Source organism: Pseudomonas laurylsulfativorans (assembly GCF_002906155.1).
Taxonomy (GTDB): domain Bacteria; phylum Pseudomonadota; class Gammaproteobacteria; order Pseudomonadales; family Pseudomonadaceae; genus Aquipseudomonas; species Aquipseudomonas laurylsulfativorans.
On the sequence record NZ_MUJK01000002.1, the window covers coordinates 586,996 to 600,839 of the forward strand.

Genomic DNA, 13,844 nt, shown 5'->3' on the forward strand with positions numbered 1-13,844 from the left:
TTCAGCGGCGGATACGGGCCTGAAGGAAGGACAGCACGTCGGCGACCGGCAGCGCTTGCGGCTCGGCCTCGGTACGGCTCTTGTATTCCAGGTTGCCATCGGCGAGGCCGCGGTCGCTGACCACGATCCGGTGTGGAATGCCGATCAGTTCCATGTCAGCGAACTTGATGCCAGGGCTGGTTTTCTTGTCGCGGTCGTCGAGCAGCACTTCGAAGCCGGCAGCGGTGAGTTCCGCGTACAGCTTGTCGGTGGCTTCACGAACTTGTTCGGTTTCGTAGCGCAGTGGCACCAGGGCAATCTGGAACGGCGCGAGGGTGTCGCTCCAGATGATCCCGTTTTCGTCGTTGTTCTGTTCGATGGCAGCCGCCACCACGCGAGACACGCCGATGCCGTAGCAACCCATTTCCAGGGTGACCGGCTTGCCGTTTTCGCCCAGTACTTCGCACTTCATCGCTTTGCTGTACTTGTTGCCCAGCTGGAAGATGTGCCCGACTTCGATGCCGCGTTTGATTTCCAGGGTGCCTTTGCCGTCCGGGCTCGGGTCGCCGGCCACGACATTGCGCAGGTCGGCAACGGTCGGAATAGGCAGGTCGCGCTCCCAGTTCACGCCGAAGTAGTGCTTGTCGTCGATGTTGGCACCGATACCGAAGTCGCTCATCAGTTCGACGGAGCGGTCGATGATGATCGGCAGCGGCAGGTTCAACGGGCCGAGGGAACCGGCGCCGGCGCCAATGGCGTCGCGCAGTTCGCTTTCCGAGGCCATGACCAGCGGGCTGGCAACGCCAGGCTGGTTCGCGGCCTTGATTTCGTTGAGTTCGTGATCGCCACGGATGATCAGGGCAATCAGCTTGCCTTTCTCTTCAGCGTGAACCACGAGGGTCTTGATGGTTTTCTCGATCGGCAGATTGAAGCCTTCGACCAGTTGCGCAATGGTCTTGGCGTTCGGGGTGTCGACCAGGCGCAGCTCTTCACCCGGTGCGGCACGCGAAGTTTCGCGAGGCACGGCTTCGGCTTTCTCGATGTTCGCGGCGTAGTCGGAGCCGTTGCTGAAGACGATGTCGTCTTCACCGGACTCGGCCAGCACGTGGAACTCGTGGGAACCGGCACCGCCGATGGAGCCGTTGTCGGCTTCAACAGGGCGGAACTTCAGGCCCAGGCGGGTGAATACGTTGCAGTAAGCCTGGTGCATGCGGTCGTAGGTGGCCTGTAGCGAAGGCTGGTCGGCGTGGAACGAGTAGGCGTCCTTCATGATGAATTCGCGGCCGCGCATCAAGCCGAAGCGTGGACGGATTTCGTCACGGAATTTGGTCTGAATCTGGTACAGGTTGATTGGCAGCTGCTTATAGCTGCTCAACTCGTTGCGCATCAGATCGGTGATGACTTCTTCGTGGGTCGGGCCTGCGCAGAAGTCGCGACCATGGCGATCCTTGAAGCGCAGCAATTCAGGGCCGTACTCTTCCCAGCGCCCGGATTCCTGCCATAGCTCAGCCGGTTGCGTGCTCGGCATCAACACTTCGAGAGAGCCGGCGGCGTTCATTTCTTCACGAACGACGGCTTCGACCTTGCGCATTACCCGCAGGCCCATCGGCAGCCAGGTGTACAGGCCCGAGGCGAGTTTGCGGATCATGCCGGCGCGCAGCATCAGCTGGTGGCTGATCACGACCGCGTCGGAAGGCGTTTCTTTTTGTGTGGCGAGCAAAAATTGACTGGTGCGCATGGTTGGCCGTTATCGATTGCTGATGACGAGAAATGACGGAGCATTGTACGGGCGAGATCCGCTGGCGTACAGGCGTGCGGTCGGTGGTGTGGCAGGAGGGCGCGATTCACTCGGCCCTCCGCGATTTTTCCTGCGTAAAGAACCTACGACTCTTCGGCGACCGGGGTCTGCACCGGTTCCGGTGTCGGTGTCGGGCCTGCGCGGCGGTTTTCCTGGAACCAGTGCAGGGCGATCAACAACAGGGTCGGGACACCGAGCAGGGCGGTAATCAGGAAGAAGTTGTGATAACCGAACTTCTCCACCATGACCCCGGAATAACCGCCGATCAGGCGTGGCAGCAACAGCATGATCGAACTGAGCAGGGCGTACTGGGTGGCAGAGAACTTGAGGTTGGTCAGGCTCGACAGGTAGGCGACGAAGGCAGAGGTGGCCAGGCCCGAGCTGAAGTTGTCCAGGGAGATGGTCAGCACCAGCATGTTCAGGTTGGGGCCCATGTCGGCGAGCATCAGGAACAGGATGTTGGTCGCCGCGGATGCGACGCCGCCGATGAACAGGATCGGCAGGATGCCGAAACGCACGATCAACAGGCCGCCCATGCCGGCGCCGACCAGGGTCATGATCAGGCCGAAGATTTTGCTGACGCTGGCGATCTGGTCCTTGGTGAAGCCCTGGTCGATGTAGAACACGTTGGCCATCACGCCCATGACCGTATCGGACATCCGATAGGTGGCGATCAGGCCGAGCAGCAGCAGCGCTTGCCAGCGGTATCGCAGGATGAAGTCGTTGACTGGCGTGAGTACCGGTGCCAGGCCGCGACGGCCCATGGCCGAGAGGCACAGGGCGGTGAGCGTGATATAGAGGATGGCCCGCAGGAGTGCGCGGTCCTCGAGCAGCAGGTCGAGCATGCTCACGCCTTCGAACAGCACGCTGGCGAAGTCGGTGTTGTAGAGCTGGGTGAACATGGCTGGCACGGACACCAGCAATATGATCAGCACGAACACCGAGGCTAGTTGGTGCGCGAAGCTGTAGCGACCGGCCTGCAGTTGCGTGCGCAATGGCACGGGTGGTTCGCGCATGAACAGGGAGGTCAGCAGTGCCGGGAGCATCAGCGCCCCGAACAGGATGTAAGTGCCGGCCCAGGCTGAATGCTTGTAGTTGAAGCCGGTGGAGCCAAAGCCTTCTGCGAAGTACAGCGCGCCTGCGGTAGCCAGCAGCGCAGCGACCCGGTAACCGGACATGTAGCTGGCGGCCAGGGCGGCCTGACGATTGTCTTCGGCGATTTCCAGGCGGTAGGCGTCTACCGCAATATCCTGCGTCGCTGATGCGAAAGCGACGACTACGGCAATGGCGATCAGCCACGACAAATGCTTTTGCGGGTCGCAGAAGCCCATCCCGATCAGGCCAAGGATCACCAGTGCCTGGGACAACACGAGCCAGGAACGTCGTCGACCGAGTTTGCCGAGCAATGGCAGTCGCCATTGGTCGAGCAAGGGCGACCAGACCCATTTGAAGGCGTACGCCAGGCCGATCAGGCTTGCATAACCAATGGTTTCACGAGCCACGCCTGCTTCACGCAGCCAGACTGAAAGCGTAGAAAACACCAGCATGTAGGGTAGGCCGGCGGCGAAGCCGAGCAGCAACAGCACGAGTGTCGAAGGGCTGGCATAAGCGGCGAGCGCGGCGCGCCAGGTTTTACGGGGCATGGGCTGGAGTCTGCCTCAACAAATACGGAAACAAAGCGCGCACTCTAACCGCTGTGCTCTACCGGGCGCCAGCCATGGCGCCGAATATCAACACGATTGTTCAGGACACTGATGCCCTCCATGCGTAAGCGTGCGCGCTGCTCATCGCCCGAAGGGCTGCCGACCGGCAAGCTGATACGCCCGTTTGCGCCCAGAACACGGTGCCAGGGCAACTTGCTGTCGCTCGGCAATTGGCTGAGGGTGCGACCGACCCAGCGGGCGGCGCGACCCAGTCCTGCGAGCTCGGCCAATTGACCGTAGCTGACGACTTTGCCCTCGGGAACTTGCGCCAGTGTCAGATACAGCGCCGTGCGTCGGATTTGCGCCGCGCTCTCGGGTTCATCGGTTGGCTCGGTCACGTCCGTCATTCCTGAAGAAGTCTGATTTACCGTCTGTAGAGTAAATCCTGCACGGGCGGTTGATATATGAACTCAATAGAAATACTCGGGTCAGTCCTTGTCATGGCCTTGTTCCTACGGATAATGCCGACTTTTCTCGCAAGCCCGAGCCCGTATTTTGCTTATGTTGTCCAGATCCCTGCTGTGTCTCGCTGTCCTTGGTGCTTCCACCCCCTTGCTAGCCGATACCGTGTGGTTGAAGAACGGTGACAAGTTGAGTGGCAAGATCACGCTGTTCGATGGCGGCAAACTGCTGATCCAGACCGAGTACGCTGGGGTGGTGGCGATCGACTGGAAACAGGTCAAGACCCTGGACAGTGATCAGGAATTGCTGGTCAAGCAGGATGCCTACACTGGCGAGAAAACCAAGTCGCTGAAAGCGGCGGACGCCGGCAAGGTCACGCTGGCCAACGGTGAAGCACCGAAGACGGTCGAATTGGCGAGCATTCAGCAGATTCTCAAGCCAAAACCGGTGGTCGAGGATCTGGTGTGGAAAGGCAATGTCGATGTCGCGCTGGATTATCAGCGGGCGGAAAACGACACCGATGACTACGACATCGATTTCAAGACCAGTGCGCGTCACGGTCGCTGGCGGCATACCGCCGAAGGCGAATACAACCGCGAGTTCCAGGACGACGTGGTGACCACGGACAACTGGCGGGCCGAGTACTCCATCGACCGATTCCTGACCGAGCAATGGTTCTGGCAGGGGCGCCTGGTGTACAAGCGCGACAAGGTCGAAGACCTTTCCCGTCAACGCACGGTCGGTACCGGTCCCGGCTATCAGTTCTGGGATGACGAACTCGGAGCATTCTCCCTGGGCTCGCTGGTCAACCGCACGGACTATGAGTTCTCCGATGGCAGCAAGGACAATTTCTACGCCCTGGCCATGAAGTGGGACTACAACCGCTACCTGATCGGCAAGCGTGTCGAGTTTTTCACCAATGGTGAAGTCGGCAAGCCGTTGTCGGGTGTGGCTGACTACGCGCTCGATGCCGAGATGGGGTTGCGCTACAAGGTGACCGACTGGGCTTCGCTGAACCTGAAGGCGGAGCGCGACATCATCAGCGGCACCGATGATGCGGACCTGGACAAGACACGCTACACCGCAGGGTTTGGCGTGACCTGGTAAGAAAACCAAAAAGATCGCCGCCTTCGACAGCTCCTGCAAGGTCAACCCGGGAGCTGTCGAAGGCGGCGATCTTTTTTGTGTGGACAAAACACTCGCCCACAAAAAAGCCCCGCTGTTGAGGGCGGGGCTTTTTACTAAAGCAAGTACAAGTTAGATAACTTGAACTTCTTCAGCTTGCATGCCTTTCTGACCGCGGGTAGCGATGAAAGAAACCTGTTGGCCTTCTTTCAGGCTTTTGAAGCCGTCGGACTGGATAGCTTTGAAGTGAACGAACAGGTCGTCACCGGATTGTGGAGTGATGAAGCCGAAGCCTTTTTCATCGTTGAACCACTTAACGGTACCGGTTTGGCGATTAGACATGGTGTAACTCCTTGAACAAAGATAACTGCGACTCAGGAAGAACCCTGGCCGAGACTGAGTGCAAAGAGCAGGAAAAATTCTTGTAGATGGTTGGATCGAAATTCAACATATCGTGTAGAGATTCTCAGTGACACAAGCAGCACAGTGACGCCACCTTAACCCTTTTTCCGGGACGTGCCAATGCTTCTTGTGAAGGTTTCTCTGTTTTAAGGATCGGCGGTGTGACGGTTCGTCGCCAGAGCGTGTAATTCCTGCCTGTTCGGCGAGAATTGCACCCCGGACTTTGAACCCGGCGGCGCGCCCGGTAAGATGCCGGACAGAATTTTTCGACCTCGCTATTCAGGACACCCGCCATGAGCATCAAATCGGACAAGTGGATTCGCCGCATGGCGCAGGAACACGGAATGATCGAGCCGTTCGTCGAGCGTCAGATGCGCGGCAGCGACGATAGCCGTGTGATCTCCTACGGCGTGTCGAGCTACGGCTACGACGTGCGTTGCACTAATCATTTCAAGGTGTTCACCAACATCAATTCGGCCATCGTCGACCCGAAAAACTTCGATGCCGGCAGCTTCGTCGATATCCACAGCGACGTGTGCATCATTCCGCCGAACTCCTTCGCCCTGGCCAGCACCGTCGAATACTTCCGCATTCCGCGCAATGTATTGACCATTTGCCTGGGTAAAAGCACCTATGCGCGTTGCGGCATCATCGTCAACGTCACGCCGCTCGAGCCTGAGTGGGAAGGTCACGTAACCCTGGAGTTCTCCAACACCACCAATCTGCCGGCGAAAATCTACGCCAACGAAGGCGTTGCGCAGATGCTGTTCCTCGAGTCTGACGAAGAATGTGAAGTGTCCTACAAGGATCGTGGCGGCAAGTATCAGGGCCAGCGTGGCGTGACCCTGCCACGTACCTGAGTCAGCCGTCCGACAAATGTCGGGAATTCCTGAGCGGGCGTACACTCTATGGAGTGTACTGTTCCGATCCGCGCAAGGCGGGTCGGGCCATCGCTCAGGAGTGCCGAATGAAGATCGATCCGCGAATCAGTGCCGAGCTGGCAAGGCTTGAACCCAATCAGGTTGGCGTTCTGGCCTGGTCCTTGTTGGCACACCCGCCCGTCAGCATGGCAGGGGGCATTCCCGGCCAGCCTGATCCTGATACCCCGAACGAACAGCCTAATGAACCGGGTGAGCCTACGCTGCCGGATGAACCGCCTCCTGCACCTGTTGCTTGATAGTTCAAACACTACAAATCAAATATGGGAGCGAACTTGCTCGCGATAGCGGTGCTTCAGTCGAGATCATTATTGACTGTTATATCGCTATCGCGAGCAAGCTCGCTCCCACAGGTTTTTTGTCAGGCGTTACTTCAGGTTGCCGCTCAGGAACTGCTTCAACCGCTCGCTTTTCGGATTGCCCAGCACGTCTTCCGGCGCGCCTTCTTCCTCCACCAGTCCCTGGTGCAGAAACAACACCTGGCTCGACACTTTGCGGGCGAAGCTCATTTCGTGGGTCACCATGATCATGGTCCGGCCTTCTTCGGCCAGGCCCTGGATCACCTTGAGCACTTCACCCACCAGCTCCGGGTCCAGTGCCGAGGTCGGCTCGTCGAACAGCATGACTTCCGGCTCCATGGCCAGCGCGCGGGCAATCGCGACCCGTTGTTGCTGACCACCGGACAGGAATGCCGGGTATTGGTCCGCCACGCGGGACGCCAGCCCCACCTTGTCGAGGTAGCGCCGGGCGCGGTCCTCGGCTTCCTTCCTGTCGCACCCCAGCACCCGGCGCGGGGCCATGGTGATGTTTTCCAGCACCGTCATGTGGCTCCACAGGTTGAAGTGCTGGAACACCATGGCCAGGCGGGTGCGAATCCGTTGCAGCTCATCAGCGTCGGCCACGTGCATGCCGTGACGATCCTTGATCATGCGGATGTTCTGCCCGTCGAGGCTCATGGCGCCGTCGTTGGGTTGTTCCAGGAAGTTGATGCAACGCAGAAAGGTACTTTTACCTGAGCCGCTGGCGCCGATCAGGCTGATGACGTCGCCAGTCTTGGCCTTGAGCGAAACACCTTTGAGGACTTCATGGTCGCCATAGCTTTTATGCAGGCCTTCGATGGTCAATTTGTACATGGGGCATGCATCCTCAAGGCGAAAGTAGATAGCCGCTGCGATAGGCTTCGGTGCCCGCGACGTGGGCGATCACCATGCCGGCAGTGGCCATGCGGCGCAGCGAGCGGGCGTACATCAACCCGGCGGCGGAGCAATGAACGGGGGTGACGCGATCGTTGATCGGGTCAATGATCTCGGCGATCAGTTGCCCGGCTTCGAGGTACTGACCCGGCAGCGCGGTGAACACCAGCAGTCCGCCGACGGGCGTGGCCACCGGTTCTACACCGGCCAGCGGTGTCGCCGGATAGGGCAGGTCGGGCAGGGGCGCGGGTTCGCCGGCAATCGCGCCGAAATGGATCAGGTAATCGATCAGCGACTGGCAATCGCGGCTCGCCAGCGGATGATTGACGTCACCCTGACCGCGCAATTCGACGGTCACCGAAAAACTGCCCGGCGCAATGTCGAAGTGTTCGCCGAAGCGCTCCTTCAACTGCCACCAGAGCAGGGTGAAGCATTCATCGAACGACTGACCGCCAGAGTCCGTGGCCAGCAGGCTGGCTTCGGCGCCGATGTAACGGGCCAAAGGTTCGACCTGCGGCCAGGCATCCGGCGTGGTGTACAGATGCGCGACCGCCTCGAAATCGCAATGCAGGTCGAGCACCATGTCGGCGTCACAAGCCAATCGTTGCAGGGTCAGGCGCTGGGATTGCAATTGGGTGTCGCCAGTCTGCCGGGCCAGCGCATCGCGCAGGCTGCTGCGGATCAGTTGCAGGTTGTGCTGCGGATCGTCACCGAGCTTGCCCTCGATCGCATTGCCGACTTCCTCACTGAGGTCGACGAACCAGCGGTTGAAGTTCTGGCCGCTTTCCAGCTCGTAGCGGCCCAGCGGCACATCCATCAGCACCTGTTCCAGGCCCACCGGGTTGGCGATGGGCACCAGCACGATTTCGCTGCGCAGGCGACCGGCGGCTTCCAGCTCCGCCAGGCGTTGCTTGAGGTGCCAGGCTACCAGCATGCCGGGCATTTCGTCGGCGTGCAGGGAGGCCTGGATATAGATCTTGCCGTTGGCCGGTTGTGGGCCGAAGTGAAAACTGTGGATCTGTCGTGCGGTCCCCGGTACCGGGGCCAGCAGGTCATGTTTCTGGTGGCGCATCTGTTGTTTCCTGAAACTGGTTGAGACCTAGTGGGTCGGCCCGAGGAAGGCCAGCCATCGGCGTTCGGCAAGGCGGAACAGGCCGACCAGCGCAAAAGTGACGGTCAGGTAGATCAGCGCGGCAATGCCGAACGACTGGAAGGTCAGGAAGGTCGCCGAGTTGGCATCCCGTGCGACTTTCAGGATGTCCGGGATGGTTGCGGTAAAGGCCACGGTGGTCGAGTGCAGCATCAGAATCACTTCGTTGCTGTAGTAAGGCAACGAACGACGCAAGGCCGACGGCATGATCACATAGGCATACAGCTTCCAGCCGGTCAGCCCGTAAGCCTTGGCCGCTTCCACTTCACCGTGGTTCATGCTGCGAATGGCCCCGGCGAAGATCTCCGTGGTGTAGGCGCAGGTGTTCAGGGCGAAGGCCAGGATGGTGCAGTTCATCGCATCGCGAAAGAATGCGTCCAGTACTGGCTGGGCCCGAATGGCGGCCAGGCTGTAGATCCCGGTGTAACAGATCAATAACTGGATATAGAGCGGCGTGCCACGGAACAGGTAGGTATAGAACTGCACCGGCCAACGGATGTAGAAGTGCGGCGACACACGGGCGATGGACAGCGGGATCGACACAATAAAACCGAAGAAGATCGACGCGCTGAGCAGCCACATGGTCATGGCCAGGCCGGTGATGTTGTTGCCGTCGCTGTAGAGGAAGGGTTTCCAGTATTCCTGCAGTAGTTCGATCATCGTACGGCCTCCCGGGTACCGGCGGAGTAACGACGTTCGAGCCAGCGCAGGATGAAGTTGGATGCGCTGGTGATCACCAGGTAGATCAGCGCGGCAAGTACCAGGAAATAAAACAGCTGATAAGTACTTTTACCGGCGTCCTGGGCCGCTTTGACCAGGTCGGCGAGGCCGATGATCGAAACGAGCGCAGTGGCCTTGAGCATCACCATCCAGTTGTTCCCGATACCCGGCAGGGCGTACCGCATCATCTGCGGGAACACCACGATCCAGAAACGCTGGCCGCGCTTGAGGCCATAGGCGGTGGCCGCTTCGACCTGACCCCGTGGGACGGCGAGAATCGCGCCACGGAAGGTTTCGGTGAAATACGCACCGTAGATGAAGCCAAGGGTGATGACACCGGCGCTGAACGGGTTGATCTCGATGTATTCCCATTCCATGTAATCGGTAAACGACGTCAGCCAGGTTTGCAGGCTGTAGAAGATCAGCAGCATCAGGACCAGGTCCGGAACGCCGCGAATGAGTGTGGTGTAAAGCTGGGCAGGCACGCGCATCAGTTTGACTTTTGACAGCTTGGCACTGGCACCGAGTAGCCCGAGCAACACGGCAACCAACAGCGACAACGCCGACAACTTGATCGTCATCCAGGTGCCTTGCATCAGCAGTGGGCCGAAGCCCTTGAGGCTGAAGGCAGAGAGCCCCAGATTTTCTAGTAGGTTTTCGAACATAAATCAGCAACCTGATCGGATGAAAAAAGCGCCCATCGCGAGATGGGCGCCGGGCATTATTTGCCGCTGTACAGATTCAGATCGCCAAAGTGTTTCTTCTGAATGGTGGCGTAGGTGCCATCATCGTGTAACGCTTTGATACCTTTATCCAAAAGTGCTTTCAGCTCGGTGTTACCTTTCTTAATGCCGATGGCTGTTTTGGCTGGCAGCAAAGCGTTGTCGACCGGCTTGCTAACGTCGTAGTCGGCACCTTGTGGCGACTTCAGGAAGCCCAGTTCGGCTTGCAGCATGTCCTGAATCCCTGCGTCGAGACGACCGGAAGTCAAGTCGGCGTAGACCTGGTCCTGGTTGGCGTAGGCCTGGGTTTTCACGCCGGCCTTGTCCAGAACGGCTTTGGCATAGGCTTCCTGAATGGTGCCTTGTTCGTAGCCGACGGTCTTGCCCTTGAGCGAAGCGACGTCTTCAGTCACGCCAGAACCTTTCTTGGACACGTAGGCGGTTGGGCCGGAGAACAGCTCGCTGGAGAAGTCGATGACTTTTTCACGGGCTTCGGTAACGGTCATCGACGAGATTACACCGTCGAATTTATTGGCTTTGAGGCCAGGGATCATGCCATCGAAGTCACTTTCGACCCATTTGCACTTGACCTTCAGTTCGGCGCAGATCGCGTTCCCCAGATCGATGTCGAAGCCTACCAGGTTGCCATCGGCCGCTTTCGACTCGAACGGTGCGTAGGAAGGGTCAACGCCGAAACGCAGTTCTTTGTATTCTTTCGCCATGGCGGAGCCAGCAGCCATGCACAACGCCAGTGCAGAAAGGGTCAGCAATGCTTTTTTCATTATTCAATCCCTAAAACCAATATGAGCGCTTGTGGCGCAGAATTATTGTTACTGGAAAGCGTAAGACCTGTTGAAAGTAGCAATTTCCGAACCAGAGTGCCGAACAAGCGTTTTAAAAGGTGTCTGGAAATAGCCGGAGACAGATTTATGCACGAAAACGGGCGCAGGGAAATGGCCGCACCCGTTCGGTTCAAAAAGAAAAAATATTGAAGATGAAAAGAGGGCTTAGCTGAGCAGATTCTGTAGGGTCGCCAGACTGTCGGCTTCTTCGACCGACTTGTCCTTGCGCCAGCGCAACATCCGCGGAAAGCGCACGGCAATGCCGCTTTTGTGGCGGCGGGAGAGGGCGATTCCCTCAAAGCCCAATTCAAACACCAGGCTTGGCTGGACAGTGCTCACCGGGCCGAATTTTTCCACCGTGGTCTTGCGCACGATGCTGTCGACCTGGCGGATTTCGTCATCGCTCAACCCTGAATAGGCTTTGGCGAACGGCACCAGAGAACGTTCGCTGGCATCTGGCGGGCCGTCCCAGACGGCGAAGGTGTAATCGCTGTAGAGGCTGGCCCGGCGTCCTTGCCCTCGTTGCGCATAGATCAGCACGGCGTCAACGCTGAATGGGTCGACTTTCCATTTCCACCACACGCCCATGCCCTTGGTGCGGCCAACCCCATACATGGCATCGCGCGCCTTGAGCATCAGGCCTTCGACACCGAGGGCGCGTGATGCCTCGCGCTGATGGGCGAGATCGAGCCAGGTGTCGGCGGTCAACAACGGCGAGAGGTGCAGCCGTGGATTGGCACAGTCGCTGACCACCCATTCCAATTGCGCGCGTCGCTCGGCCTGACTCCGGTTGCGCCAGTCTTCACCCTGCCATTCGAGCAAATCGAAGGCGAGCAGCACCACCGGCACTTCTTCGAGGATTTTCCGGTCCAGGGTCTTGCGACCGATTCGTTGTTGCAGGAGGGCGAAAGGTTGCGCTGCTGGTTCAAAAGCCTTTTCGGTGCCAGTTGACGCAGATTTCCAGGCGACTATCTCGCCATCGATCACCAATCCGTCGGGAAGGCCCAGAATTAAACTGTCCAGTTCGGGGAAGCATTCGGTCATCAGCTCTTCGCCTCGTGACCAGATCCACAGTCGTCCGTCGCGCTTGATCAGCTGGGCGCGGATACCATCCCACTTCCATTCTGCCTGCCAGTGCTGGACGGGGCCGAGCAGTGCCTCGAATTGCTCCACGGACGGCGACAAGGCGTGGGCGAGAAAAAACGGGTAGGGCTGGCCGCCGCGCTGGGCGTGTTCATCAAGGGATTCGGCGGCGATCAGCTTCAGGTAGCTGGCGGCACTGGGGCGGTGGGTCTGATCGGTGTAACCCACCAGCCGCTGCGCCACGCGTTTGCTGTCGAGGTTGGCCACGGCAGCCAGGGCGCGAGTCACGAGCAATTTGGACACGCCGATGCGCAAGCTGCCGGTGATCAGCTTGATGCAGACCATCAGGCTCTGGCTGTCCAGTTGCGCCCACAGCATCGGTAAGCGTTGCGCCAGGGATTGAGGTGTTTCGCCGCGTAGTGGCAGCAGCTTGTCCTCGACCCAAGTGGCCAACCCGTCGGTTGAACGGTGCGACATTTGCGGCAACACCAGCGAAATGGTTTCTGCGAGATCACCAACGGCCTGGTAACTCTCTTCGAACAGCCATTGCGGCAAACCGGAAAATGCCATTGCCACTTCGCGCAGCACCCTTACCGGTACTAGCTGCCGGGGGCGTCCCCCTGACAGAAAGTACACTGCCCATGCGGCATCTTCCGGCGCGGCCTGGGCGAAGTAGTTTTGCATCGCCGCCAGTTTGGCGTTGTTCGAAGTGGACGCGTCCAGTTCGGCATACAACTCGGCGAACGCCTTCACGGCAGCCCCCCGACGAGCTCGGCTTTGGCGATGACCACGTCCTCTTCGTCATTGCCGTATTGGGTATCGAACGCCATGGCATCGAGCCCCTGCTCGCGCAGGTGGCGCACCAGTGCGCCGGCCGATCCATGGGTCACCATGATCCGCTGTGCGCCACTCTGTTTGATGGCCCACAGCAGACCTGTCCAGTCCGCGTGGTCTGACAGCACGAAGCCTCGGTCCACGCCGCGCCGTCGGCGCGTGCCGCGCACACGCATCCAGCCACTGGCGAAGCCATCGCTGTAATCGCCGAAGCGGCGCATCCAACTGCTGTTTGCCGCCGAAGGAGGGGCAAGCACCAGTGCCTTGCGCATCCTCGGATCGCTCTTTTTGATGTCGGCGGCATGAATCGTGGGCGGCAGATAAACCCCCGCTTCGCGGTAGATCCGGTTGATCGGTTCCACGGCGGGATGCACCAGAATGGGGCCGACTCGCGCGTCGATGCCATGGAGAATGCGCTGGGCCTTGCCGAGGGAATAACAGAACAGCACGCTGGTTTTTTCGACAGACGCATTGGCCTGCCACCATTGATTGATCTCGGCAAACACCTGCGCCTGGGGTTGCCAGCGGTAGATCGGCAGGCCAAAGGTCGATTCGGTGATGAAGGTGTCACAGCGTACCGGTTCAAACGGCGCGCAAGTGCCATCGGGTTCGATCTTGTAGTCCCCGGATGCGACCCAGACTTCCCCGCCGTATTCCAGCCGAATCTGCGCCGAGCCGAGCACGTGGCCAGCGGGATGAAAACTGAGGAACACGCCTTGATGCAGCAGCCGTTCGCCATAGCGCAGGGTTTGCAGGTTGATGTCCTGGCCCAGCCGCGCGCGCAGGATGGTCTCGCCGGGCGCTGCCGCCAGGTAATGCTGATTGCCGGCACGGGCATGGTCGCCGTGGGCGTGAGTGATCACGGCGCGTTCGACCGGCCGCCACGGGTCTATGTAGAAGTCGCCAGCGGGGCAGTACAAACCTTCGGGACGCGAGATAACAAGGTCCATGGC

General features: G+C 59.4%; 14 protein-coding genes. 3 read left to right on the forward strand and 11 right to left on the reverse strand.

The window, feature by feature from the left end:
* Position 1: 1 nt before the first annotated feature.
* The 3 genes from B0D71_RS09030 to B0D71_RS09040 form a co-directional block, all read right to left on the reverse strand.
* Entirely contained in the window at positions 2-1,717 is a 1,716-nt protein-coding gene (locus B0D71_RS09030; RefSeq protein WP_103394463.1) for a proline--tRNA ligase, read from the reverse strand.
* Between the two features lie 143 nt (positions 1,718-1,860).
* Positions 1,861-3,420, reverse strand: coding sequence for an AmpG family muropeptide MFS transporter (locus B0D71_RS09035; RefSeq protein ID WP_103394464.1), 1,560 nt, complete (start codon positions 3,418-3,420; stop codon positions 1,861-1,863).
* 44 nt (positions 3,421-3,464) lie between these two features.
* On the reverse strand, positions 3,465-3,818 hold the full coding sequence (locus tag B0D71_RS09040) for an MGMT family protein (protein ID WP_103394465.1): 354 nt from the start codon (positions 3,816-3,818) through the stop codon (positions 3,465-3,467).
* Between the two features lie 163 nt (positions 3,819-3,981).
* Here B0D71_RS09040 and B0D71_RS09045 point away from each other — a divergent pair, with 163 nt between their 5' ends.
* Positions 3,982-4,989 (forward strand): DUF481 domain-containing protein, encoded by a 1,008-nt coding sequence (locus B0D71_RS09045; RefSeq protein WP_103394466.1) that lies wholly within the window; start codon positions 3,982-3,984, stop codon positions 4,987-4,989.
* Positions 4,990-5,139: 150 nt separating this feature from the next.
* On the opposite strand, the gene B0D71_RS09050 is transcribed toward B0D71_RS09045, so the two are convergent.
* Entirely contained in the window at positions 5,140-5,349 is a 210-nt protein-coding gene (locus B0D71_RS09050; protein ID WP_002554837.1) for a cold-shock protein, read from the reverse strand.
* Positions 5,350-5,702: 353 nt separating this feature from the next.
* Here B0D71_RS09050 and dcd point away from each other — a divergent pair, with 353 nt between their 5' ends.
* Positions 5,703-6,269, forward strand: coding sequence for a dCTP deaminase (dcd, locus tag B0D71_RS09055; protein WP_007940589.1), 567 nt, complete (start codon positions 5,703-5,705; stop codon positions 6,267-6,269).
* A 107-nt stretch (positions 6,270-6,376) separates the two neighbouring features.
* Positions 6,377-6,586, forward strand: a complete 210-nt coding sequence (locus B0D71_RS09060; RefSeq protein WP_033047523.1) for a hypothetical protein — start codon at positions 6,377-6,379, stop codon at positions 6,584-6,586.
* 129 nt (positions 6,587-6,715) lie between these two features.
* Here the strand turns inward: B0D71_RS09060 and B0D71_RS09065 are convergent, their stop codons facing one another.
* The 7 genes from B0D71_RS09065 to B0D71_RS09095 form a co-directional block, all read right to left on the reverse strand.
* On the reverse strand, positions 6,716-7,480 hold the full coding sequence (locus tag B0D71_RS09065; RefSeq protein ID WP_095965070.1) for an ABC transporter ATP-binding protein: 765 nt from the start codon (positions 7,478-7,480) through the stop codon (positions 6,716-6,718).
* 13 nt (positions 7,481-7,493) lie between these two features.
* Positions 7,494-8,612, reverse strand: coding sequence for a succinylglutamate desuccinylase/aspartoacylase family protein (locus tag B0D71_RS09070; RefSeq protein WP_103394467.1), 1,119 nt, complete (start codon positions 8,610-8,612; stop codon positions 7,494-7,496).
* A gap of 27 nt (positions 8,613-8,639) precedes the next feature.
* Complete coding sequence (locus B0D71_RS09075; RefSeq protein WP_046029299.1) at positions 8,640-9,350, reverse strand: ABC transporter permease; 711 nt, start codon at positions 9,348-9,350, stop codon at positions 8,640-8,642.
* Positions 9,347-10,075, reverse strand: a complete 729-nt coding sequence (locus B0D71_RS09080) for an ABC transporter permease (protein ID WP_007971646.1) — start codon at positions 10,073-10,075, stop codon at positions 9,347-9,349. Before B0D71_RS09080 ends, B0D71_RS09075 begins: the two co-directional genes overlap by 4 nt.
* Positions 10,076-10,131: 56 nt before the next feature.
* Positions 10,132-10,914: a transporter substrate-binding domain-containing protein gene (locus B0D71_RS09085; RefSeq protein WP_103394468.1), complete on the reverse strand. Its 783-nt coding sequence runs from the start codon at positions 10,912-10,914 to the stop codon at positions 10,132-10,134.
* Between the two features lie 225 nt (positions 10,915-11,139).
* On the reverse strand, positions 11,140-12,810 hold the full coding sequence (locus tag B0D71_RS09090) for an ATP-dependent DNA ligase (protein WP_103394469.1): 1,671 nt from the start codon (positions 12,808-12,810) through the stop codon (positions 11,140-11,142).
* Positions 12,807-13,841, reverse strand: coding sequence for a ligase-associated DNA damage response exonuclease (locus B0D71_RS09095; RefSeq protein WP_103394470.1), 1,035 nt, complete (start codon positions 13,839-13,841; stop codon positions 12,807-12,809). Before B0D71_RS09095 ends, B0D71_RS09090 begins: the two co-directional genes overlap by 4 nt.
* Positions 13,842-13,844 lie beyond the last annotated feature (3 nt).